Source organism: Paraburkholderia guartelaensis, assembly GCF_004353905.1.
Taxonomy (GTDB): Bacteria; Pseudomonadota; Gammaproteobacteria; order Burkholderiales; family Burkholderiaceae; genus Paraburkholderia; species Paraburkholderia guartelaensis.
Window position 1 is genome coordinate 104,889 of sequence record NZ_SMOD01000019.1, and the last position, 23,222, is coordinate 128,110.

Below are 23,222 nucleotides of genomic sequence, written 5' to 3' on the forward strand. Positions count from 1 at the left end.
CGATCAAGCCGGGATGAAGGACCTTTCACAACGATGCGACGCACACGGCGCAGTTCCCGCTGCCGCCCTCATGACGTCCACTGGAGCAACAAGAATGAACGCACGCGAACCCGTCCTGGTCCCCGCCGCTGTCACCACATCGCGCAGCGCGCGGCTGCGCCAGATGCTGACCAGCAACGAACTCGAATTCCTGATGGAAGCGCACAACGGCCTTTCCGCACGTATTGCGCGCGAGGCGGGCTTCAAGGCGATCTGGGGCTCGGGCCTCTCGATCTCCGCGCAGTTCGGCGTGCGCGACAACAACGAGGCGAGCTGGACCCAGGTGGTCGACAACCTCGAATTCATGGCCGACGCGAGCGACCTGCCCATCCTGCTCGACGGCGACACCGGCTACGGCAACTTCAACAACGTGCGCCGTCTCGTGCGCAAGCTGGAGCAGCGCGGCATTGCGGGCGTGTGTATCGAAGACAAGCAGTTCCCGAAGACCAACAGCTTCATCAAGGGCGAGGCGCAGCCGCTCGCCGATATCGACGAGTTCTGCGGCAAGATCAAGGCCGGCAAGGACTCGCAGACCGACGAGCACTTTTCGATCGTCGCGCGTGTCGAGGCGCTGATCGCGGGCTGGGGCATGGACGAAGCGCTCAAGCGCGCCGAGGCGTATCGCCAGGCCGGCGCGGACGCGATCCTCATCCACAGCAAGCTCTCGAAGCCTGACGAGATCCTCACGTTCGCGCGCGAATGGGCGGGCCGCGGCCCGCTCGTGATCGTGCCGACCAAGTACTACAGCACGCCGACCGATGTGTTCCGCAAGGCGGGCATCAGCACGGTGATCTGGGCGAACCATCAGATCCGCGCGGCCGTTTCGGCCATGCAGGCCGTCACCAGGACGATCTACGAAACGCAAACGCTCGTCGATGTCGAAGACCGCATTGCTACGGTCAACGAAATTTTCCGCCTGCAGGACGCCGACGAATACTCGGAAGCCGAAGACCGCTACCTTTCCGCCACGTCGCGCGGGGCAGGCTCGGCGATTGTGCTGGCCGCGAGCCGCGGCTCGGGCCTCGACGCCTACACGGAAGACAAGCCCAAGGTCATGCTGCCGGTTGCGGGCAAGCCGCTCCTGCGCTGGCTCGTCGATGCGTTCAAGAAGCAGTCGGTCAACGACATCACCGTGGTGGGCGGCTATAAGGCCGAAGCCATCGACACAGCGGGCATCAAGCTCGTGCGCAACGAGCGCTTCGCGCAGACGAACGAACTCGCTTCGCTCGCGTGCGCGGTCGGCGCGCTCGACAACGACACGGTGATCTCGTACGGCGACCTGGTGTTCCGCAGCTACATCCTGCGCGACCTCGTGGAAAGCGAAGCGGACATCAGCGTGGTGGTGGATTCGTCGCCTGAGTCGGAGAACAGCAGCACGCGCGACTTCGCATGGTGCTCGGCCGCCGACGAGCGCGATCTGTTCGGCAACAAGGTGTTCCTCGAGCGTGTGGCGAGCGATCCGGCCGCAAACGGCGCGGCCCCGCACGGCCGCTGGATCGGCCTCGTGAACGTGCGCGGCGCCGGCCGCGCGAAGCTCGCGAAAAAGCTCGCGCAACTGCAAACGCGCGCCGATTTCGACACGCTCGACATGCCGGCGCTGCTCAACGCGCTGATCGCAGACGGCGAGAAAATCGAAGTGCAATACGTGCACGGCCACTGGCGCGGCGTGAACGACCTCGAAGACTTCCGCCGTGCGGGAGATTTCGCTCAGGGCGTCTATACGCACGCGCAAACGCCGCTGGGCGCGGAGGGGCAGGCATGATCGAAGCTGCACAGTTTGTCGAAGCGGCGCGCTCGCGCGGCTTCGAATGGTACGCCGGCGTGCCGTGCTCGTACCTCACGCCGTTCATCAACTACGTGCTGCAGGACGACTCCCTGCATTACGTGAGCGCGGCCAATGAAGGCGACGCGGTCGCGGTCATCGCGGGCGTGGCGCTCGCGGGCAAGCGCGGCATCACGATGATGCAGAACTCGGGCCTCGGCAACGCCGTGAGCCCGCTCACCTCGCTTACGTGGACGTTCCGCCTGCCGCAACTGCTGATCGTGACATGGCGCGGCCAACCGGGCGTGCCCGACGAGCCGCAGCACGCGCTGATGGGCCCGGTCACGCCGCAGATGCTGGAAACGATGGAAATTCCGTGGGAGACGTTCCCGACGGAAGCCGACCAGATCGCGGCGGCGCTCGATCGCGCCATCAAGCACATGGACGAAACGGGCCGCCCGTATGCGCTCGTCATGCAGAAGGGCAGCGTGGCGCCGTACGAACTCAAGGGCGGCGGTGCGATGCCGGCAAAGCACGCGCTGCCGGTCGCGCAGGTCAAATGGACCGGGCGGACGCCTGATCAACTGCCCACGCGCCAGCAGGCGCTCGAGCGCGTGATCGCCGCGACGCCTGCCGAGTCGACGGTGGTCGTCGCCTCGACGGGTTTCTGCGGCCGCGAACTCTACGCACTCGACGATCGCTCGAACCAGCTCTACATGGTGGGCTCGATGGGCTGCGTCACGCCGTTCGCGCTCGGCCTCGCGCTTGCGCGGCCCGACCTGAACGTGCTCGCACTCGACGGTGACGGCGCGGCGCTCATGCGCATGGGCGTGTTCGCCACGCTTGGCGCCTATGGCCCCGCGAACCTCACACACGTGCTGCTCGACAACGGCGCGCACGATTCGACGGGTGGCCAGGCCACCGTGTCGGGGCAAGTGTCGTTCGCGAACGTGGCCGCCGCGTGCGGTTACGCCGAGGCCGTGGAAGGCGACGATCTCGCGATGCTCGACAGCGTGCTCGCCGCCGCGCGCGAACGCGCGAAGGGCGCTTCGGGTGTCGAAGGCACACGCTTCGTACGCCTGACGATTCGCCGTGGCACGCCAGACGGCTTGCCACGCCCCACGATCACACCGCCCGATGTCAAGACTCGCCTCATGCGCCACATCGGCGCTGCTGTCGACACGTCTGCCAAATAAGGAATTACCGATGCTGCTGCTCAATCCCGGCCCGGTCACGCTGACCGAACGCGTGCGCCAGAGTCTCCTCCAGGAAGACCTGTGCCATCGCGAAAGCGAATTCTTCGACGTGCAGGAAGAGGCGCGCACGCGTCTCGTGGGCGTCTACGATCTCGATCCCGCGCAATGGCAGGCCGTGCTCATGACGGGCTCCGGCACGGCTGCGGTCGAAAGCATGATCTCGACGCTCGTGCCTGCGAACGGCAAGCTGCTGATCGTCGAAAACGGCGTGTATGGCGAGCGCATCACCGCGATCGCGAAGCAGTACGGCATCGCGCATGAGGTCGTCAAACACGACTGGATGCAGGCGCCGGACCTCGCGCGCATCACGGCCGCGCTCGATGCCGACAAGTCGATCACGCACGTCGCCATCATTCATCACGAAACGACGACGGGCCGCCTGAACGATCTGCGCGCACTGGGCGAAGCGTGCCGCGCGCGCGGCGTGCAAATGCTCGTGGACGGCGTGAGCAGCTTCGGTTCCGAAGCGATCGATTTCGGCGACACGAGCATCGCGGCGGTGGCGGCCACGGCGAACAAGTGCCTGCACGGCGTGCCGGGCGCGGCCTTCGTGGTGGTGCGCCGCGCCGCGCTCGCGCAAGCACATAGCCGCGCGTACTACCTCGACCTCAAGCGTCTTGCCACGCTGCAGGATCAGCGCAATACGCCGTTCACGCCTTCCGTGCACGCGTATTACGCGCTCGTCGAGGCGCTGCGCGAACTCGCCGATGAAGGCGGCTGGCAGGCGCGTCACGCCCGCTATGCGGCGCTTTCCGAGCAGGTGCGCGCAGGGCTCGCCGCGCGCGGCATGGAGAGCGTGCTGCGGAAGGACGAATCGTCGGTGGTGCTGCGCGCGTTCCGCCTGCCCGCGGGCGTCGATTATCCGTTGCTGCATGACGCGCTCAAGGCGCGCGGCTTCGTGATCTACGCGGGGCAGGGCGGCTTGTCGGCGGAACTGTTCCGCATTTCGACGATGGGCGACATTCACGCCGCCGATGTCGAGCGCTTGCTGGCGGCGTTCGATGAAGTGACACGTTAAGGGCGTATTTCGAAAGCGATTGACGGGCGGCTTCGGCCGCCCGTTTGCTTTGGTGGCTGCGCTTCAATATCCCGTGAGCACCGCAAGTGCAAGGGTCGCCGAAGACAGCACGAGCAGCACGAGAAAGAGCGGCAGAATGAAGCGTATCCACTCGCCAAAGCCCACACGCGCCGTGGCGAGATACGCGAGCAGCATGCCGGAGGTGGGCGTGACCATGTTCGTGAGGCCGCCGCCCAGCACGAATGCCAGCACCGAGGTCTGGCCGCTCACACCCGAAAGCTGTGCGATGGGCCCGATGATCGGCATGCTCACCGCGGCCTTGCCCGACACCGAGGGAATGAACACGTCGAGCAGCATCTGCACGGCCATGAGTCCGTTGGCGACCCAGACGCTGGAGCGTCCTTGCGCGAGGCGCGTGAAGTAGTCGATCAGCGTGTCGAGCACGAAGCTGTTCTGCAGGATCAATTCGACGGATGCCGCAAGCCCGATCAGGAGGCCCGCGAGCACCATGCCCTTCATGCCGTCGACGAACGCCTCGGACGCGCTGCGCGAATCGAGCCGCCCCACGACCGCCGTCACGATGCTGATTGCTACGTAGAACGCTGCAAGCTCGACGTTGCCCCACTTCAGTTCGCGCGTGCCGAACACGAGTGCGGCGGCCGCAACGGCGAGGATGACGAGCGTCGCCTTGTGGCGGCGCGAGAGTGGCGTGGGCGCATGCAGCGCCTCGACGGCGGCCTCGCGCCGATAGCCGCTGCGACGCACATAGAGCAGCAGATACGCGACGCCGATCGTCAGGAACACCACGAACACGCCGAGCCGCAACGCCAGCCCGCTGAAGAGCGGCACACCGACGATGGGCTGCGCCACCGCGAGCGAAAGCGGATTCGTGACCGACGCGATATAGCCGATCTTCGCCGCAATCGCGACGAGCGCCACCGCGAACAGATTCGAGAGGCCGAGCCGCTTCGCGAGCAGCATCACCATCGGGATGATGACCAGGTACTCTGAAATGAATCCGAGCAGGGTGCTGCCAAGCCCGATCAGGATCATGAGCAGCGGCGCGAGCACGTAGACGTTCCCGGCGGTGAGCTGGAGCAGGCGGTCGATGCCGGCGTCCACTACGCCCGTGCGTTTCATGACGCCGAACATGCCGCCCACGAACATCACCATGACGATGAGCGGCGCGTTCTTGATGAGCCCGTTCGGTATGGCGACGAACACCGAGACGAGGCTCGCGGGCGCAGCATGGTCCGGCGTGCTCTTTGTCACTGCCGGCGCGACGAGCGTGGCGAGATCGCCGCTTTTCGGCACGACATGATAGGTGCCCGGAATCACGAGCTTGTCGTGGCGCTCGAAGCGGCCCGCGTCGACGAACCAGGTCATCGCCAATGCGGCGGCGAGCACCCAGAGCATCATGACGACAGGGTGCAGCATCTTGCCGTGCGGCCTGGTTTCCGGTTTTGCGTCTTCTGTGGGTGTCGTGTCTTCACGCGGGGAAGAGGGCGGAGCGGCGATCATGATGAGGATTCCTCCGTGCGTGCTCAGGCGGAAAGCGCCGCGGCGCGTGCGCCCGCATAGCCGAGTTCGGCGGAGATCGCATCGGCGCAGGCTTGAAGGCGTTCGAGGTAGTCGGGAATCTCGGCGCGGCCGATGCGCATTTCCGGCCCCGAAATGGCGACGGCCGCCACCGTCGCGCCCGACATATCACGCACGGGGGCAGAGATCGCCACCGCGCCGGCCGTCACTTCGCCGAGACTCACGGCGTAGCCCTTGCGCGCGATCGCATCGAGTTCCTCGACGAGCGCGATCAGGTCCGGCGCCTCCGGCATCTTCTTCATGCGCGCGAGATAGTCGGTGCGCACGGCACCCGGTGCGAACGCGAGCAACACCTTGCCCGAAGCGCCGTGGTTGATCGACCGGCGGTTGCCCACCGCGCCTACGGCGCGCACCTGGTGCGTGGTCTCGCAACGCGCGACGCAAACCGTCTCGAGGCCCTCGCGCACGCGCAGCACGATCGTCTCGTTGATCGCCTGGTTGAGCGCGAGCATGTGGCGCGAGGCTGAGCGTACGAGCGTGTTCTGCTGCGTGGCCGCCACGCCGAGCACGAAGGCTTGCGGGCCGAGTGCGTAGGTGGAGGATTGCGCGTCCTGCACGACATAGCGATGCAGTTCCAGCGTGCAGAGCATGCGATAGGTGCGCGATTTGTTGATACCCAACTGCGTGGATAGCTCCGTTACGCCAAGGCCCGGATGCTCAGCCACATAGCTGAGCAGTTTGAGCGCGTTGTCGACGGCATCGACGATGTAGGTCATGGCCGGCCTCCCTTGGCGTTGAGTTGCGCGCGCACCCAGTTGGCGAGGGCGTCGGCAAAGGCGTCGAGGTCGCGCTTGAGCGTGTCGAAACCCGCATGCTTCGAACACGCGGCCTCGTCCATGTAGAGCGCGCGGTTCAGTTCGATCTGGATGCTGTGGCGGTTGCGCGCCGGATCGCTCACGGCGCGCAGCAGGTCGCCGCCCTGATAAGGCTCGTTGATCTGCACGCGATAGCCGGCGGCCGCAAAGTGATCCGCGACCCATTGCGTGAATGCCGGATCCGACGTCGTGCCGCGCCGGTCGCTGATGACGAAATCGGGGCGCGCCTCGCCCGAGTCGACGTTCATTTCGTTGCCGCGCGATTTCATGGAGTGACAGTCCACGTGCCACAGGGCGCTGTGCTGCGCGTAGGCCGCATCGGCCGCCTGCGCGAGCGCCGCGCGATAGGGGCGGTAATACGCGTCGATGCGATGACGGACTTCAGCGACAGAAAGCTTGCGATCGTAGAGCGGCACGCCGGGCAGCGCATAGCGGCGGATCAGGCCCATGCCGCGCTGCGTGTACCGTTCGGGCGCGAGCGGCTCGGGCCACGGCTCGGCTAGCAGTTCGGCGTCGATGTCCGTAATGGCGCGATTTGGGTCGATATAGGCGCGCGGAAATCGTGCGCCGATCAGCACGCCGCCGCGCGCGGGAATGCCGCCCCACAGTTCGTCGACGAACGCGTCCCACGACGTGAGGATCGCCTCGCGCGGCGCGACGGTGCCGAAGTCGTCCGGCAACGTAATCCCGCTATGCGGGGAGTCGAACACGATCGGCAGCGGCGCGGCCTGTGCCGCAAGGGTGAAGCAGGGCGCGTGTTCGTCTGCGTGGGAGGAAGCTGGGCTGGTGTTCGTCATCGCTAGTCAGTTGCTTGCCGCGTGTTTTAATGATTAAAACAGCGTTTTAATTTCAAGAGACAGCGTAGCGCGCGGTAAAAATTGGGCCGATTGGGGTTTCCCCTGGAATGGCTCGGTAAAAATGGCGAATTGAACCGGCTGTAAAGGATTACAGCGTTTTTGACGGACGCCGCGACGCCCTGCGTCGTGTCGCGGGTTTTTGACAGCTTCTTGACGGGACGGAAAGCCGACCCGAATAATAAATAATACGCTGTTTTAAACAATAAAACAAGCGGGTGGTGAGGCAAGCCATCGCCAACGGGGAGCGCGAGCAGGTAACCGTGGCTCTGCGCTGCGCAGCGATGCCGTTTCATCAGGACTGCAAAAGATAGATCGCACCTCGCGGCGCGCATCTGGAGATCAACGTCAATTCACGGCACATCGAATGCCAGAAGGAGAAAAACGCATGTTTCACGCATCCCGGCGCACCCTCGCACTCGTCATCGGCGGTCTCGGCCTCGCGGCCTCGCACGCTTACGCGCAGTCGAGCGTCACGCTCTACGGCATCGCCGACGGCGGTTTCACCTATACGAGCAACCAGGGCGGCAAGTCGAACTTCCAGGCGACGGCCGGCAGCGAGCAGGGCTCGCGCTGGGGCCTGCTCGGCAGCGAAGATCTGGGCGGCGGCAATCGCGCGATCTTCCGCCTCGAGAACGGCTTCAACCTGCAGACCGGCACCGCGAGTGCGAACGGTCGCATCTTCGGCCGCCAGGCGTGGGTGGGGCTCGCGAGCGACCGCTGGGGCTCGCTCACGTTCGGCCGCCAGTACAACGCGGCGCAGGATTCGCTCGAGCCGCTGCAAATGGCCGTGGAGACTTCGCAGTACGGTACGCACCCGTTCGACACGGACGATCTGAACAACACGTTCCGCACCGACAACTCCGTCAAGTACGTCACGCCGAATTTCCATGGCCTGACGATCAACTCGATGTACGGCTTCAGCAACAACGCAGGCAACTTCGCGACGAATCGTTCATGGAGCGTGGGCGCGAGCTACGCGGGCGGGCCGCTGCAGTTTGGCGCAGCGTACGTGCAGCTCGATCATCCGGCCACGGACACGACCGGCGCGATTCCTTCGGACAACTACTTCACGTTCCTGAAGGGCATTACGCAGCAGCGTATTTGGGGCGCGGGCGGCGTGTACACCTTCGGCAATCTCGGCGTGGGCGCGATGTACACGAACGTCGCATTCGAGCTGACGCCACAAAGCCAGTACCAGCACTATCAGAACGCGGAAGTCAGCCTGCGCTATGCGATCACGCCGTCCATTCATGCCGCCATCGGCGAGACGTGGACGGGCGTGAACGCGAACGGCCAGAAAGATAGCTGGCACTACTGGCAAACGACCAGCGCGCTGCAATACTTCCTCTCGAAGCGCACGGACATCTATCTCGACCTCATCTATCAGCGCGCAACGAACGCCGTGGCGCAGATCGAAGGGACGTCGGGCGCATCGAGCAACGGCAATCAGTTCCTCGCGGTGACGGGCATCCGCCACAAGTTCTGATTGGCTGACCCTGGCGGTCAGTTCGCGGCGCGCTCGCGCGTGCCGATCGTGCTGGCCGCCTTCGCCTGCTTCGCGGGCTTGCGCCGCGCACGCGCTTTCTTGAGCCAGATGAGCACGCCGGTCACGCTGAGCATCGCGACGACAACGCCGGTAAAGCTGACGGCGATGCGTCCCGGCAGCCCGACGATGCGGCCCGAGTGCAACGGAAACTGCGCCTGCATGAAGATGTCACCCGCGCTGCCCCGGCCCGGAATCTGTCTGCCGACCACCTGGCCCGTGCGCGCGTTCACGATGAGCCACGCATTGCCGAGCCCCGCATCGCCGTGATCGTTGCCCGCCGCGTAGTAGCCCACGCCATATACGCCCGATGTGGGCAGCCCGAAGAGTCCGCCCGGCGGCGCCGTGATGCCTTCGCGGCGGCCCACAACGGCGGCTTCGGCCACGATGCGTTCGCGCGCGGCCGCGGCTTCAGCGGGCGTGAGCGCGGGGCCCGGTGCGACGATGCGGAACGGGTCCGGCGCGAGCGTCGAGAAGACCGACACCACGGGGCGCACGACCTGAGCGCCGAGGTTCATAGAAATCGACGTGACGGCCACGACGATCAGGAGTCCCCAGAGCCACACGCCGCCCGAGCGGTGCAGATCGAACGTGAGCGCATACCCACCGCGCTTCACGCGAAAGGCGAGCGATTTGCGCCAGCTTTTCAGGTTGGGGAACGCGAGCACGATCGCGATGAAGCCGTCGAGAAGCCATACCATCCCCACCACGCCCATCGTCCACACGCCGAAGTCGATGCCCATCTTCGTCGGCATGAACAGCGTGTAGTGGAGCCGGTAAAGGAAGGGGATCAGGTTCTGGCGGGCCAGCGAAGCCTTGCCCCACATGCGGCGGCCTTGTTCTTCGCCCGTTACGGGATCGAGTGCGACCTGGTTGAAGTCGAGCGTATAGGGCGTCTGGCTTGCAGGGTTCAGGCGCGGCGCCACCTGCGCGATCCAGGTATGGCCGGGCTCGACGGCAAGCGGCATGAAGGTCACGACCGCGTGCGGTTCCGCGGCCTCGAGACGCTTCGCGAGTTCGAGCGCAGGCAGCGGCGTGCCCGGCGTCGCGCTACGGAAGAACGATGGGTTAAGCAGCGCGTCGAGTTCGTGGTCCCACGCGATCACCGCGCCGGTGAGTCCGGCGAGGAACAGGAAGGCCGCGGTGCCAAGACCGAACCAGCGGTGCAGGCGGACCAGCAGCGGTCTCATGCGAAACCTCGGCTCGCCGGCCGGCGAGCGGGGGCGAACGCGATCACGATTGGGCTCACGGAAATCTTGAAAAATACTGCAAATAGGAATCGTTTGCATTCTACGGATCGACCGTCGAAGGCGCAAGCTTTGCGAAAGGCGGGGATTTGGGGGCGGAATAGTCGCGCGGCGCGCAGGAACAACCGTGGCGCTTGCGAACCGGCGTCGCGAGCGCCGCTACGGCCGTGAGACGCAATACCCGGCCGTTGCGACCGGGCGTGCGATTACACGGGGTCTTTGTCCGGCGGTCCCTCTGGCTGCTGTGGTTCGTCGTTGTGATGGCCCGGCGCCGGCGGGGTGAGCGGGTCGCGTTCGGGGTCCCGCGTCGGATCGGCGAGTGGATCGGGAAGCGGATTCGTGTGCGAGCAGATCATCGCGAGGTCCTCTTGCGCTATTGCGTGTGGCCGTGTGGTGCGCGTCACCTTATAGCCTAGGCGATCGATTGCATGCCTGGCACTCGCAATTGAATAATCGCAGCGCGTGAGTGTGCGCGAATCAAAGCCCGTTGAGGTCGGCCGGCGTATCGACGTCGCGCAGAATGCCTGGATCGTCGACTTCGACGCGCGTCAGCGGGTGTGAGCTCAGCAGGGCGCGTGCGCCCGCGTCGCCATCGAGCGCGACGAGCGCCGCGCGATGCTGGTAGCCGAAGCCCACCGGATGTCCGCGCTGCCCGCGATAGAACGGCGCGACGAGCGATGCGCCGCCATCCAGTGTGCGCGCCACGGCTTCGATCGATTCGACGGCAATGCAGGGCATGTCGGCCAGCGCGACGATCCAGCTTTCCGCATCATGATCGGTTTCCACGCCGGCGGCGAGGCTCGCGCCCATGCCGCGCGCGGCGTCGGGGGCGAACACCACGTCGCAGCCCGCGTCGTTGAGCACGTGCGCGAGTGTTTCCGCCCCGGGACGTACAACGGCGATCACTTTGGGTACGACACGTAGCAGCCGTTGCGCGGACTCGCGCGCGACGCACGTGCCTTCTGGAAGGGGAGCGAGGAGCTTGTTGCGCAGTCCGTTGGGATCGAAGCGCGAACCGGTGCCGGCGGCGAGCAACACGCCGGTGGCGAACGAAGCATAGGCCATGGGTGTGGTACGCCCGCGAAGAGGGTGAGCAGTGATTGTGCGGCGCAAGCGCGCGCGAGGCAAGCCCCGCGCGCGGCATCTGCCTTGCTTTGTTCCTCCATTTGCCGACTGCGCATGCACTATACGGGTGCAGGCCGGTGCCAGTCACGCAAGCGAATTCATCTGTGGAACGACCTTGTCGAGCGTGATCGGCAAATCGCGCACGCGCACGCCAGTGGCGTGATACACGGCGTTCGCAATGGCCGCCGGCACGCCGGTAATGCCAATTTCGCCGATACCGCGCACGCCAAGCGGGTTGAAGCGCAGATCCGGCTCGCCGACGAACAGCACATCCAGCTCGCCGATATCCGCATTCACGGGCACGTGGTATTCCGCGAGGTTGTTGTTCGCAATGCGGCCCATGCGCGTGTCGAAGAGACCCTCTTCATGAAGGGCCGTGCCCACGCCCCACACCATGCCGCCCATTAGCTGGCTGCGCGCCGTTTTTTCGTTGAGCACGCGTCCCACGTCGTATGCGCCGACGATGTGCGCCACGCGGATCGTTCCGGTATCGGCATCGACGTGTACTTCGGCGAACACGGCGCCGAATGAGTGAAACGCATACTGCTGCTTTTCCGCGCCTGGCTTCGCCGCGGCCTGTGCCTCGACAGGCTGGCCGCCCGCGCGCGCGATGATGGCGGCGGCCGGATCGCGTCGCGAGCTGTCGCTGCGCCTCACGACCCAGCCGTCCTGCACGGTCACGTCGTCGGCGGCGAGCCCGTAGACGGGCGAGCCGCGATCGGCGCGCGCGAGCGCGATGAGCTTGTCGCGCACGGCGGCGCATGCGGCCTGCACGGCGGGCGAGACACTTGCCGCCGATTGCGAGCCGCCCGAAACGGGCGCGATCGGCAAGGTCGAATCGCCCAGCGCAAAGCGGATGCGGTTGGGCGGGAAGCCGAGCGCGTCGGCGGCCACCTGGGTCATCACCGTGTAGGTGCCGGTGCCGATGTCCTGCGTGCCCGACGCGACCATCGCGTTGCCGTCGGGCAGGATGCGCGCCACGGCGGCGGCTTCGCTGCGATTCGCGGGATAGGTCGCGCTCGCCATGCCAAGTCCGATGAGCGTGTTGCCGTTGCGCATGGCGCGCGGCGTGTTGACGCGCCGCGACCAGTTGAAGCGTTGCGCGCCCGCCTCGTAACATTGGCGCAGCGCTTTCGACGACCACGGCTTGCCGTCTTGCGGCTCGCTTTCCGCGTAGTTCTTCAGGCGCAGCGCAACCGGGTCCATTTTCAGTTGCCACGCCAGCTCGTCCATGGCCGATTCGAGCGCGAACGAGCCAGTGGTTTCACCGGGCGCGCGCATGAAGGTCGGTGTGCCGACATTCAGGGGTACGACACGATGGCTCGTGCTGCAATTGGGCACCGCGTACATGATGCGCGTGACGAGGCCGCACATCTCGAGCCAGTCTTCGAACGTGGACGTGTGGGCGAGCGTGTCGTGGCGCAGGCCCGTGAGCGTACCGTCCGGGCGCGCGGCGAGCGACAGATGCTGCTCGGTGTGCGGGCGCGAGCCGACCGGCCCAAACATCTGCGGCCGCGCGAGCGCGAGCCGCACGGGGCGTCCCGTCTGCTTCGCGGCCATCGCGCACAGGCTCACATGCGACCACGACGAACCCTTGCAGCCGAAGCCGCCGCCGAGGAATGGCGAGATCACGCGCACGTTGTCCGGCGCGATGCCGAACACGGCCGACACCGCATTGCGCGCGCCGCTCACGCCCTGGGTGGCGTCGTAGAGCGTGAGATCCGGGCCGTCCCAGTGCGCCATCGTCGCGTGCGGCTCCATCGGGTTGTGGAACTGCGTGGGCGTGGTGTAGACGGCCTCGAAGCGCACCGCGCCTTCGTGCAACCCGGCTTCGACGTTGCCGCGCGTCGATTCGACCGGACGGCCCATCATGCTTGGCGGCGCGTGCGCGTCGCCTTTCGCGCGGTTGAAGTCGAGCGTGGCCTGCGTCGGCGCATAGGCGATGCTGACGTGGCGCGCGGCATCGGTGGCGTGTTCCAGCGTGTCGGCCACCACGACCGCAACCGGCTCGTTGCTGTAGCGCACGACGTTGTCCTGCAGCAGCGTGAGGTGCCGTCCCGCTGGTGGTTTGAGCGGTGAGCGCCCGCCGTTGGGCAGGCGCATCGCGGTCTGGTACGTCATGACGAGCAGCACACCGGGCATGGACTGCGCGCGGCTCGTGTCGATCGATGTGATCGTGCCGCTCGCAATCGTGCTGGTGACGAGCACGGCATGCGCGAGCCGCGTTTCGGGGAAATCGCTCGCGTAGAGGGCGCCGCCCGTGACCTTGAGCATGCCGTCGATGCGGTCCATCGGTTGTCCGGTCAGCGTGCTCATGCGAAATCTCCGGTGTTGTTGCCTTGCGTGCCGGCGGCGGCGAGCATCGTCGAGCGGACGATCGCGCGTTGCGCGAGCCCGAGCTTGAAGGCATTGCCGCTCAGCGGCTTTGCCTGCGCGAGTTCCGCCGCGGCAGCCTCGCGTAGCGTCGACGCGGTGAGCGTCTTTCCCGCGAGATGCTGCTCCGCCACGCTCGCGCGCCAGGGCCGATGCGCCACGCCGCCCAGCGCGATGCGCGCCGTGCGTATGTGGTGGCCGTCGAGTTGCAGCGCGCTTGCAACTGAGACGAGCGCGAACGCATAGCTCGCGCGGTCGCGGATCTTGAGGTAGTGCGCGTGCTCGCTGAACAACTGTGGCGGCAGGTCGACCGAGGTAATCAGTTCACCTGACTGAAGCGTCGTGTCGAGATCGGGCCGGTCGCCTGGCAGGCGATGAAACGACGCGAACGGAATGGTGCGTGACCCGCTCGGCCCGCTCACCTGCACAGTGGCGTCGAGCGCCGCGAGCGCGACGCTCATATCGGACGGGTTGACGGCCACGCATTGTGCGCTTGCGCCGAGGATCGCATGCATGCGGTTGAAGCCGTCAATCGCCGCACAGCCGCTGCCGGGCGCACGCTTGTTGCATTGGGTGAACGCGGTGTCGTAAAAGTACGGGCAGCGCGTGCGTTGCATGAGATTGCCGCCGACGGTCGCCATGTTGCGCAGCTGCGGCGAAGCGCCGGCGAGCAGCGCCTGCGAGAGCAGCGGGTAACGCGTGCGCACGAGCGTGTGATTGGCCGCTTCGCTGTTGCGCACGAGCGCGCCGATGCGCAGGCCGCCGTCGGGCAGCGTTTGAACTTGATCGAGCGCCGCGATGCGCGTGATGTCGATGAGCGTCACCGGATGCGCGACGCCGCCTTTCATGAGATCGAGCAGATTCGTGCCGCCGCCGATGAACACGGCACCGGGACGCTGCGCGGCGGCGATCGCACCGTTCACGTCGGCGGCGCGCTGGTACGAGATGGCATCCATATCTGTGCCTCCGTACTCAGGCGCCGGCCGTGTGCGCGTCGCGCACGGCGGCCACGATGTTGACATAGGCACCGCAGCGGCAGATGTTGCCGCTCATGCGCTCGCGTATTTCGGCATCGCTCAGTTGTGCTGGGCGTGTGCGCACGTCGGGCGTGACGGCGCTCGCTGCGCCTGCCGCGAATTCGCTCAGGCATGCCGTTGCGGAACACAACTGGCCGGGCGTACAGAAACCGCACTGGAAGGCGTCGTGCTCGATAAAGGCACGCTGCACGGGACTCAACGTGGCCACGCCCGCGAGCCCTTCGACCGTGGTGATGCGCTGACCTTCGTGCATCACCGCGAGCGTGAGGCAACTGTTGATGCGCCGTCCTTCGACGAGCACCGTGCAGGCGCCGCACTGGCCGCGATCGCAGCCCTTCTTCGTGCCGGTGAGGCCCGCATAGTCGCGCAGCGCATCGAGCAGCGTGACGCGCGGTTCGATATGCAGCGTGTATGCGCGGCCGTTGATGTCGAGCCTGACCGGTTGCGCGGGCGCGGGCGGCGCCGCTTCCGAGGGGGCGGTGGCCGGCGGCGCATTCTGTGCTTGCAGATGAGGCGTCGCGCTCAACGCGGCAGCGGCGGCTGCCGATTGCAGGAAACGGCGGCGTGTGACGTCAGCGGGCGCGCGGGAGGGGGAAGCTTGAGAGGCGTCGTCGCAATCGCACGGCGCATCGAGGGGACGTTCGTTGGACATGGCGATCTGCGGACTCCAGGATGAAGACGGAACATAATCCGGGACTTCAGGCGCTGGCCGCGCGGGCTTGCGCAGGGCTTCGTCGCGCAGCGGCGCGCCTCTTTCGTGAAGCAATTCCGATGCCGCGGTTGCTCGACCGGGCATTGCAGAACTGCAAATTGCACTTCTCGAACACGAAAGTAAAGCGCTTACGTGTGAATTTTTCGCTGCATATTGTTTGATGGCGCAACGCTGTCGCATGGCTGACGCCAGCCCGGCGCAAAGCTGGCGCCGTGGACAGAAATGCAATGCAGCAAGAGGGAAAAGCGTATTGAAAGATCGTCGCGCGCCGAGGTGTTCGGCGCAATGCTACGCGCGGTCTTCCTGAAGGTAACGATGCACGAAGGCGATCGCCATGCTGCCTTCGCCAACGGCTGATGCCACTCGCTTGACCGGACTCAGGCGCACGTCGCCGCAGGCGAAGATGCCGGGTACGCTCGATTCGAGCAGGTATGGATCGCGCGTGTGCGACCAGCGCCCGGCTTTCACGGCATCGTCGCCGGTCAGCACGTAGCCGCGCTTGTCGCAGGCGATCTCCGGCGGCAGCCAGCCCGTTTCCGCGTCTGCGCCAATGAATACGAACAGACCGCCACATTCGCGGCGGCTCACGCTTTCGCTGGCCGTATTGAGCACGTCGATGGCGTCGAGATGCGTCTCTCCATACACGCCGACCACTTCCGAATTCAGCTCGACGCGGACGTTCTCCTTTGCGGCCAACTGCTCGACGAGATAGCGCGACATCTTGTTTTCGAGCGACTCGCCGCGAACAACGAGCGTCACGGCGCGCGCATGATTCGCGAAGTACAGCGCGGCCTGTCCCGAAGAATTGCCGCCGCCGATCAGATACACGTCGAGTCCGTGCGTGCCGCTCGCCTCGCTGCGCGCTGCGCCGTAATAAATGCCTTTACCGATGAAGCGGTCGAAGCCTTCGATCGCCAGACGCCGCCAGGTGACGCCCGTCGCGAGTATGAGCGTGTGCGCGCGCACCACGTCGCCGCCGTCGAGGTGGACTTCGCGCGCCGCAGTATCGACGCGTGCAACCGCGCGCGTGACGAGGATTTCGGCGCCGAGGCGCCGTGCCTGCTGCAACGCGCGGCTCGCCAGTTCGTCGCCGGAAATGCCGCCAGGAAAGCCCAGATAATTTTCGATACGCGAAGAGGTGCCGGCCTGGCCACCCGGTGCTTCACGCTCGACCACGATGGTACGGAGTCCTTCCGACGCGCCGTAGACCGCAGCGGCAAGGCCAGCCGGGCCGCCGCCGATGATCAGCGTGTCGTATTCCGCGAGACGCGGTTGGGTTTGAAGCCCCAGCCGCTCCGCCAGGTCGCGCGTCACGGGGCGGCTCAGCAGGGTGCCATCGGCGAGGCGCAAGGTGGGGCAGTGCTGTTCTTCGGGGCAGGGGCCGTTCCAGCGTGTTTTGAGTTCGGGCGCGTCGGGCGTCAGCCACTCGCAGCTGATCTGGTTGCGCGCGAGGAACTGGCGCAGGTTCGCGCAAGCCGGGTCCCAGCGCGCGCCAACGAGCGTCACGCGTGTTTTCGGCGGCTCCGCGGAAAGGCCCTGCAAGCCGCCGATGCGTTCGCGGGCGAGCGCGCCCATGCGCGTTGCGACATCCGAGGAGGCGGCGGCGAGCGCGTAGTAATGCTGCGCGTCCACGCGCATGACGCGCGAGGGCACGGCTGCGCGGTACGCGCCGGGAAACGGCGAGCTGAGCGCGAGCGGCACCTCGCCGAAGATCGTGCCGGGCAAGCGCCATCCAAGCGTGCGTTCGATGCCGTCGAACAGCTTGACGACCTCCATCTTGCCGGACAGCACGGCATAGAGCGCACGCTCGCCGCCTTCGTGCACGGCGTATTCACCGGGACTCAGATGCAGGTCGGCGGAGGTGTGGGCGAGACGTTCGAGTTCGGCTTCGGGGAGCGTGGAGAAAAGCGGGATCGCGCGGATTTCGTCTGTGGTCAGCATGGCTTCGCAAGTCGCGGGCAAGCAGGAAACGACGATGGGACAGCGGCGCGGGGACCGAGCGTTCGTGTTGCAGCGCGGCCGTTTTTTTGACGTCTCATGCAGTATAGGCGGCGCGCATGCAGACATTCGCCGAATTAATCGACTGACGAATTGCGCACGAGTGTCATTCGAGAGGATCGCTAACCATGTCACCTGTGCTTAGCGCAGCCACCGCCTCGCGTAGCCACACGAGCGCCGGATCGGCGTGATTGCGTGGATGCCATGCCGCATGCATCGAAAAGCCGCGCGCCTCGAACGGCAGTTCGAACAGGTCCACGCGGTCCTGGTAGCGTGCGATGAGCCGGTATGGCAGCGTCGCCACGTAGTCCGTGCGCGCGAGCACCTCGGGCACGAGCGTGAAATGCTGCACCGAGTGCGCCACGCGGCGGCGGCGGCCGAGCGCTTCCAGATGTTCGTCCATGAAGCCGAAGAAGCTCGCGCCGCTGGTCGAAACGAGCACGTGCTCGAGCGCGCAATAGCTATCCAGATCGAACGGGGCAGTGCCGCGCGGGTGGCCTTTGCGCTGCGCCACGACGAAGCGTTCGTCGTAGAGCTTTCTGGCTTTGAGCGTTGGGGGCACCTGCTGCGCGGAGCCGAGCAGCAAATCGATTTCGCCGCGCTCGAAGCGCTCCGCGAGCGAGCCGGATTCAACGGCGATGAACGCCAGTTGTAGCCCCGGCCCCGCCAGACGCGGCCATTCGATCATCAGCGGCAAGCCGAGCACGGCCACGCACTGGTCGCTCGCGGCGACCACGAAGCGCCGTGTGCCCGTGAGCGGATCGAAGGCGCTCTCGCGGCGCACCACCGTTTCGAGCGTCTTGAGCGCCGCATGCAGCGGCTCCATCAGTTCGAGCGCGCGCGCCGTGGGCGTCATGCCGCGGCCATTGGCGGCGGGAAGGAGCAGCGGGTCGTCGAAGAGTTGGCGCAGCCGGGCAAGCTGCGCCGAGACGGCCGGCTGCGTGAGATTCAGGCGCGCGGCGGCGCGCGTCACATTCAACTCGGCGAGCAGGGCGTCGAGCGACACGAGCAGGTTCAGGTCGATGCCAGAGAGATCAATCACGGTGATAGGTGGAATGTCGACGATTGATTTCAAGAATACGTCTCGCTCGCCTAGAGTTCAATCCGTCGGATCAACCGTCAAAACCCTTTCCGCTAGGAGAAGCCATGAAAGCCTGGATGCTCGATCAACCCGGCCAGCCGCTCGCGCTGCGCGACGTACCGCAACCCGAACCGCGCCGCGGCGCGCTGCTGGTGGGCGTGGAGGCCGTGCCGCTCCTGAGCTATACGCGCCAGTATGTGCAGGGCAAGCTGCCCTACGGCTACCCGCAGGGGCCGTTCTCGCCGGGGACCAACGGCATCGGCCGGGTGCTCGCGGTCGGGGAAGGCGTGTACGGCTATCGCGTCGGCCAGCGCGTGGCGCTGAGCCCCTACTGGATCGCCGACGAAGCGCTGCGCGAGCCCGCCCAGGCGCTGCTCGGGCTCACGGCGATCAGCCCGGACAGCGGACCCATGCTCGGCGATTTTCCGCACGGCACGCTGCGCGAGGCGGTCGAGTTTCCGGCCTCGACGGTGTTTCCGCTCGATGGCCTCGATCACGTGCCTTCGGCGCAGCTCGCGGCGCTCGGCAAGCTCGTGGTGCCGTTCGGCGGCTTGCGGCGCGGCCGGCTCGCGGCAGGCGAAACCGTGGTGGTGAACGGTGCGGCCGGCGCGTTCGGCTCGGCGGCCGTGCTCGATGCGCTCGCACTCGGCGCGGGCCGTGTGGTGGCGCTCGGGCGGCGCGCCGCGGCGCTGGCGCCACTCGCGAAGCTCGGCGGCGGCCGCGTGGTCACCGTCGCGCTCAGCGGCGAGATGGCGCGCGACGTGGAGGCCATCCATGCCGCCGCGAATGGCGGCGCCGATCTCGCCTTCGACATGGTGGGCCACGCCACCGACCCGGGCGCCACGCTCGCCGCGCTGCGCAGCCTGCGCCGCAACGGCCGCATGGTGCTGATGGGCAGCATGGAGGTGGATCTGCCGATCAAGTATGGCGAGATGCTCATCAACAACTGGGAGGTGATGGGCCACTTCATGTACAGCGGTGCGGACTACCGCGCGCTGATCGCGCTCGTGCAGTCCGGGCAATTGCCGCTAGACGCGATCGAAGTGCAGCGCCACGCATTCGATGCGCTGGAGACCGCGATCGACGCGGCGGAAAAAGCCGAAGGGCTGACCTGCGTGACGGTTTGCACGTCGCCGGGCGCTTGAGCGCGCCATAAACAAATCGGCCCGCAAGCGCGATTGACGCTTGCGGGCCGATGATGTTGCGAGTGCAACGAGGCTCAGTCGATGCCGTGGAACACGGCGTCGTCCGGGCCGAGGTATGCAGGCGGACGCCACACTGCGTCGCGCATCGAATGCTGCACGAGATTTTCCACGCCCAGCAGCACCGCGAAAATCGCCATGCGCACCGGAATGCCGTTGTCGGTCTGGCGGAAGATCGCGAGGCGCGGATCGTGGTTCAAATCGGTCGAGAGATCGTTCGCGCCCGGGCGGCTGTCGCGCGGCAGCGGGTGCATCACGAGCGTTTCAGCGCTGCAGCACTCGTCCATCGTTGCCTGGTTGATCTGGAATTCGGGCGTGTAGCCTTCGAACGACTCGTCGGCGAAGCGCTCCTTCTGGATGCGCGTGGCGTACACCACATCCGCGCCGCGCAGGCCCGCGCGCAGGTCGTGCGTCTGCTCGACCACATGGCCGTTGGTCGAGATCTTGTCGACGATGTATGCCGGCATTTCGAGCTGCGGCGGCGAAATGAGCGTGAACTTGATGCCACGATACAGCGCGAGCAGCTTCACGAGCGAGTGCACCGTGCGGCCGTACTTGAGGTCGCCCACGAGCGCGATATGCGCACCGTCGACGATCTTGCCGAGGCGCGAGAACTCGCGCTGGATCGTGTAGAGGTCGAGCAGCGCCTGGCTCGGGTGCTCGCCGGGACCGTCGCCGCCGTTGATCACGGGGATGTTCACGGCGCGCGCGAATTCGGCCACCGAGCCTTGATCAGGATGCCGAATCACCATCGCATCCACGTAGCCGGCCATCACGCGGCTCGTGTCATAGATCGATTCGCCCTTGGCCATCGAGGAGAACGTGAAGCCGGTCGTGTCGCACACCGAACCGCCCAGCCGGCAGAACGCGGCGCCAAAGCTCACGCGCGTGCGCGTGCTGGCTTCGAAGAACAGGTTGCCGAGCACTGCGCCTTCGAGCACGCGCGAGATTTTCCGGCGGCGCGCGATGGGCTGCATGATGTCGGCCACGCGGAACAGGGCTTCGACGGAGTCGCGCGAGAACTGGTCCACGGAGAGCAGTTGCGGCTTGCCCTCGAACTGCATCTGGCTGGCGAGCGAGCGCGTCGAGTCTACGCTTTGCGTATAGTCTTCGCGCGGCTCGCCGTTGCCGACGATTTCCGAAACGAAGCGCTCGACGATCTCCGGCATGGCGCGCGATTCCTGCGACTCCTCGGGCAGCAGCCATGTGTCGAGGGCACGACGCGACACGCCGATGCGGCTCGCAAATGCGTCGCGGGTCATGTTCAGACGCCGCATGGCGTCACGGAGGAAGGCTTGTTGCGGAACGCTCATGCTGGCACCCGTGATTTCTGGTTAATGTACGCGGTGCGTATATTAGTTCGGTGGCGCGAGAAGTCAAGTTCTTTTGTCGGAGGAGCGCTCGAGAAGCCGTTCTGCGCGCGTGAGGACGTACCGCGCGCGCAGCACGCCGCTTGCTGGCGCCCGCCCGCAACTGCGCGATCTCGGTTACACTGCGCGACATGCTACGTAACCCGCTCCGCCACGACCTGCCGAATCTCACCGCCGCCACGCGCGCGGTGTCGTCGCTCGCGCAGGCCGCATCGGTGTGGGTGAAAGCCAAAGCCAAAAAACAGCCGCTCATCTGACCGGAGTCTGCTGTTCCGTCAGATGTGCGACGGAACAGCCAGTCGAAGGCGCCCTGCCTTCCGCCTCACTCCCGGCTTGCTTCCCTCCTGCGCACCGCTGAACGGACCTTCCATACGGTCGAGTTCAAGGGAAAGTCATGTCTGAGTTTTCGGGTATCTGGATTCCGCTCATCACGCCGTTCAACGCCGGTGCAGTCGATCACGCTGCGCTCGACGCGCTCGTGCGCCACTACGTCGAGGCCGGCGTGGCCGGCTTCGTCGCGCTCGGCACGACCGGCGAGCCCGCCGCGCTAAGCGACGAGGAAGCGGACGACGTGCTCGCCACCGTGCTGGCGTCGGCGGGCGGCCTGCCGGTCGTGGCGGGCGTGAGCGGCAATCACACGGCCGCCGTCTGCGAGCGGATCGCGGCGCTCAACGAGCGGCCCATCGCGGGCGTGCTGGCGGCCGCGCCTTACTACATCCGCCCATCGCAGCCGGGTGTGATCGGCCACTTCGCGGCGCTAGCCGATGCGAGCCGCAAGCCCCTGATCGTCTACGACATTCCCGCGCGCACGGGCGTGCGCATCGAATTGCCGAGCCTGCTCGAACTCGCCGCGCACGAGCGCATCGTCGCGGTGAAGGACTGCGGCGGCTCGCTCGACAAGACGCTCGCGCTGATTCTCGACGGCCGTTTGCAGGTGCTCTGCGGCGAGGACATCGACATGTTCGGCGCGATGTGTGCGGGTGCGAGCGGGGCGATCGCGGCGTCGGCGCATTGGCGGCCGGAGCGTTTCGTGGGGATGGCGCGCGCGTTGCAGGAAGGGCGTCTCGCCGATGCACGCGCGATCTGGCACACGCTCGTACCGCTCGTGCACGTGGCGTTCGCGGAGCCGAATCCGGGGCCGGTGAAGGCGGGGCTGGCTGCGTGCGGGCTGATCCGCAATGAGCTGCGCGCGCCGATGACGCGTGTGAGCAGTGAACTGGAGGCGTCGCTGGCGAGCCTCGTGGTGTGACGCTGCCCGTGCTGGAAGGGCACGTGGCGGGATGAGATGCCGGCGGTGGAAGTACAAAATGCGGCTTGTGCCGCCGTGAGTACGCCGCCCGGAAGCGGCGCTTCTAGCGCGCCGCGCGTGCGTTCGCGGCGCTGGACGCGCGGCGGCGGCGCGTGCGAGGCCGTTCGACTGCGGCGGGTTCGCCGTTTAGCAGAATGCGGCGGCCGGGCACGTGCTGCGCAACGAGGCGCGCGATGTCGAGCGCCGTGCTTTCGGCGGGCACGACCTGGCGGCGGGCGCTGTCGTCGAGCGGCGTCGTCCATTCGACGAGCCGGTAGGCGCGGCCCCACGGATGCTGGAGTGGCGTGGAGACCCGGCACGACGCGACCGTCGAAGCGGCGCCGTCTCGCAGCAGGGACTGCAGGTGCACCAGCACATCGTCTTCAACCATGACCTCGCTCCTCCTAGGCTTGCCGCGCAAAAAAACGCCGCCGATGTTCCGGCGGCTCAACAGGGGTTGAGCCTATGTTTGCAGCAAAGAATTAAACCAACCTTAAGAGAGGGAGCTGGGCGATGTGTGCCCGAGTGTGACCGGGTGGGCCAATGGATGCGGCGGCGCGAGCCCTATGCGGGCGCGCACCGTCCAGAAAAATGCCGTGGGACAGAACGGCCGGCCACCGTGCGGCCGGCAAAAAGACAAGCTGACAGGCAGCGGCTAGTGCGGCTTCGTGCCACTTTGCCGCAGCGTCGCACGCGTCTTGCGCGCGGCGAAGAGCGGCAGATAGTCCTGGATGCGTGCTTGCGCCCGATATTCATTGAGCGTGTCGGTGTAGATGCGCGCGACCGTTTCCTCCGGCGTATTGGTCTCTTCGGCGATGGTATGGACGATCTCGGCAGCATCGGCGGTCTTTGGCATGACTGGGCTCCGGTCAGCGAGGGTGGGACGGTAGGCGGGTTTGT

General features: G+C 66.4%; 21 protein-coding genes and 1 pseudogene. 8 read left to right on the forward strand and 14 right to left on the reverse strand.

The features are described 5' to 3' along the window. The first annotated feature begins 94 nt into the window (after positions 1 to 94). Genes aepX through E1N52_RS24105 form a run of 3 tightly spaced genes read left to right on the forward strand, consistent with a single transcriptional unit; the run spans position 95 to position 4,075 of the window. On the forward strand, positions 95 to 1,801 hold the full coding sequence (gene aepX / locus E1N52_RS24095; protein WP_133185238.1) for a phosphoenolpyruvate mutase: 1,707 nt from the start codon (positions 95 to 97) through the stop codon (positions 1,799 to 1,801). Further along, on the forward strand, positions 1,798 to 2,997 hold the full coding sequence (gene aepY / locus E1N52_RS24100; RefSeq protein ID WP_133185239.1) for a phosphonopyruvate decarboxylase: 1,200 nt from the start codon (positions 1,798 to 1,800) through the stop codon (positions 2,995 to 2,997). Before aepX ends, aepY begins: the two co-directional genes overlap by 4 nt. Positions 2,998 to 3,007: 10 nt before the next feature. Then, a complete protein-coding gene (locus E1N52_RS24105) occupies positions 3,008 to 4,075 on the forward strand; it encodes a 2-aminoethylphosphonate aminotransferase (RefSeq protein ID WP_133185240.1) in 1,068 nt (355 codons plus the stop codon). Positions 4,076 to 4,138: 63 nt separating this feature from the next. Here E1N52_RS24105 and E1N52_RS24110 read toward each other — a convergent pair whose 3' ends face one another. Genes E1N52_RS24110 through E1N52_RS24120 form a run of 3 tightly spaced genes read right to left on the reverse strand, consistent with a single transcriptional unit; the run spans position 4,139 to position 7,286 of the window. Then, positions 4,139 to 5,596 (reverse strand): YfcC family protein, encoded by a 1,458-nt coding sequence (locus E1N52_RS24110; RefSeq protein ID WP_133185241.1) that lies wholly within the window; start codon positions 5,594 to 5,596, stop codon positions 4,139 to 4,141. Between the two features lie 23 nt (positions 5,597 to 5,619). After that, the gene (locus tag E1N52_RS24115) at positions 5,620 to 6,390 is read right to left on the reverse strand and encodes an IclR family transcriptional regulator (RefSeq protein ID WP_133185242.1); all 771 of its coding nucleotides are present in this window, start codon (positions 6,388 to 6,390) and stop codon (positions 5,620 to 5,622) included. Further along, positions 6,387 to 7,286, reverse strand: coding sequence for an N-formylglutamate amidohydrolase (locus tag E1N52_RS24120; protein ID WP_133185243.1), 900 nt, complete (start codon positions 7,284 to 7,286; stop codon positions 6,387 to 6,389). Before E1N52_RS24120 ends, E1N52_RS24115 begins: the two co-directional genes overlap by 4 nt. 445 nt (positions 7,287 to 7,731) lie before the next feature. Between E1N52_RS24120 and E1N52_RS24125 the strand changes: the two genes are divergently transcribed. Next, on the forward strand, positions 7,732 to 8,832 hold the full coding sequence (locus E1N52_RS24125) for a porin (protein ID WP_133185244.1): 1,101 nt from the start codon (positions 7,732 to 7,734) through the stop codon (positions 8,830 to 8,832). A gap of 17 nt (positions 8,833 to 8,849) precedes the next feature. Here the strand turns inward: E1N52_RS24125 and E1N52_RS24130 are convergent, their stop codons facing one another. The 6 genes from E1N52_RS24130 to E1N52_RS24150 all read right to left on the reverse strand — a co-directional run bounded on the left by E1N52_RS24130 (position 8,850) and on the right by E1N52_RS24150 (position 15,323). Next, positions 8,850 to 10,079: a PepSY-associated TM helix domain-containing protein gene (locus E1N52_RS24130; RefSeq protein ID WP_133185245.1), complete on the reverse strand. Its 1,230-nt coding sequence runs from the start codon at positions 10,077 to 10,079 to the stop codon at positions 8,850 to 8,852. A gap of 263 nt (positions 10,080 to 10,342) precedes the next feature. Then, positions 10,343 to 10,492 (reverse strand): hypothetical protein, encoded by a 150-nt coding sequence (locus E1N52_RS44155; protein WP_165822772.1) that lies wholly within the window; start codon positions 10,490 to 10,492, stop codon positions 10,343 to 10,345. Positions 10,493 to 10,613: 121 nt separating this feature from the next. Next, a complete protein-coding gene (locus tag E1N52_RS24135) occupies positions 10,614 to 11,201 on the reverse strand; it encodes a nucleotidyltransferase family protein (RefSeq protein ID WP_133185246.1) in 588 nt (195 codons plus the stop codon). 144 nt (positions 11,202 to 11,345) lie between these two features. Then, on the reverse strand, positions 11,346 to 13,577 hold the full coding sequence (locus E1N52_RS24140; protein WP_133185247.1) for a xanthine dehydrogenase family protein molybdopterin-binding subunit: 2,232 nt from the start codon (positions 13,575 to 13,577) through the stop codon (positions 11,346 to 11,348). Continuing rightward, complete coding sequence (locus E1N52_RS24145; protein WP_133185248.1) at positions 13,574 to 14,590, reverse strand: FAD binding domain-containing protein; 1,017 nt, start codon at positions 14,588 to 14,590, stop codon at positions 13,574 to 13,576. Before E1N52_RS24145 ends, E1N52_RS24140 begins: the two co-directional genes overlap by 4 nt. Positions 14,591 to 14,606: 16 nt before the next feature. After that, entirely contained in the window at positions 14,607 to 15,323 is a 717-nt protein-coding gene (locus tag E1N52_RS24150) for a (2Fe-2S)-binding protein (RefSeq protein WP_133185249.1), read from the reverse strand. Between the two features lie 20 nt (positions 15,324 to 15,343). Here E1N52_RS24150 and E1N52_RS24155 point away from each other — a divergent pair, with 20 nt between their 5' ends. Beyond that, entirely contained in the window at positions 15,344 to 15,544 is a 201-nt protein-coding gene (locus tag E1N52_RS24155) for a hypothetical protein (protein ID WP_133185250.1), read from the forward strand. 127 nt (positions 15,545 to 15,671) lie between these two features. Here E1N52_RS24155 and E1N52_RS24160 read toward each other — a convergent pair whose 3' ends face one another. Both E1N52_RS24160 and E1N52_RS24165 read right to left on the reverse strand, forming a co-directional pair. After that, positions 15,672 to 17,324, reverse strand: a complete 1,653-nt coding sequence (locus E1N52_RS24160; protein ID WP_133185251.1) for an FAD-dependent oxidoreductase — start codon at positions 17,322 to 17,324, stop codon at positions 15,672 to 15,674. Positions 17,325 to 17,487: 163 nt separating this feature from the next. Then, positions 17,488 to 18,456, reverse strand: coding sequence for a LysR family transcriptional regulator (locus tag E1N52_RS24165; RefSeq protein ID WP_133185252.1), 969 nt, complete (start codon positions 18,454 to 18,456; stop codon positions 17,488 to 17,490). A gap of 71 nt (positions 18,457 to 18,527) precedes the next feature. Between E1N52_RS24165 and E1N52_RS24170 the strand changes: the two genes are divergently transcribed. Next, entirely contained in the window at positions 18,528 to 19,607 is a 1,080-nt protein-coding gene (locus tag E1N52_RS24170; protein ID WP_133185253.1) for a zinc-binding dehydrogenase, read from the forward strand. Between the two features lie 74 nt (positions 19,608 to 19,681). Here the strand turns inward: E1N52_RS24170 and E1N52_RS24175 are convergent, their stop codons facing one another. Beyond that, entirely contained in the window at positions 19,682 to 20,977 is a 1,296-nt protein-coding gene (locus E1N52_RS24175) for an aspartate carbamoyltransferase (protein WP_133185254.1), read from the reverse strand. A 140-nt stretch (positions 20,978 to 21,117) separates the two neighbouring features. Here E1N52_RS24175 and E1N52_RS44160 point away from each other — a divergent pair, with 140 nt between their 5' ends. Together E1N52_RS44160 and dapA are read left to right on the forward strand one after the other, a co-directional pair. After that, complete coding sequence (locus E1N52_RS44160; RefSeq protein WP_165979436.1) at positions 21,118 to 21,291, forward strand: hypothetical protein; 174 nt, start codon at positions 21,118 to 21,120, stop codon at positions 21,289 to 21,291. Positions 21,292 to 21,428: 137 nt separating this feature from the next. Further along, complete coding sequence (gene dapA, locus E1N52_RS24180) at positions 21,429 to 22,283, forward strand: 4-hydroxy-tetrahydrodipicolinate synthase (protein WP_133185255.1); 855 nt, start codon at positions 21,429 to 21,431, stop codon at positions 22,281 to 22,283. 199 nt (positions 22,284 to 22,482) lie between these two features. On the opposite strand, the pseudogene E1N52_RS24185 reads toward dapA, so the two are convergent. Together E1N52_RS24185 and E1N52_RS24190 are read right to left on the reverse strand one after the other, a co-directional pair. Continuing rightward, positions 22,483 to 22,713: pseudogene (locus E1N52_RS24185) on the reverse strand (DUF2866 domain-containing protein); the annotation flags it as partial. A gap of 264 nt (positions 22,714 to 22,977) precedes the next feature. After that, positions 22,978 to 23,178: a DUF3562 domain-containing protein gene (locus tag E1N52_RS24190; RefSeq protein ID WP_133185256.1), complete on the reverse strand. Its 201-nt coding sequence runs from the start codon at positions 23,176 to 23,178 to the stop codon at positions 22,978 to 22,980. Positions 23,179 to 23,222: the final 44 nt, after the last annotated feature.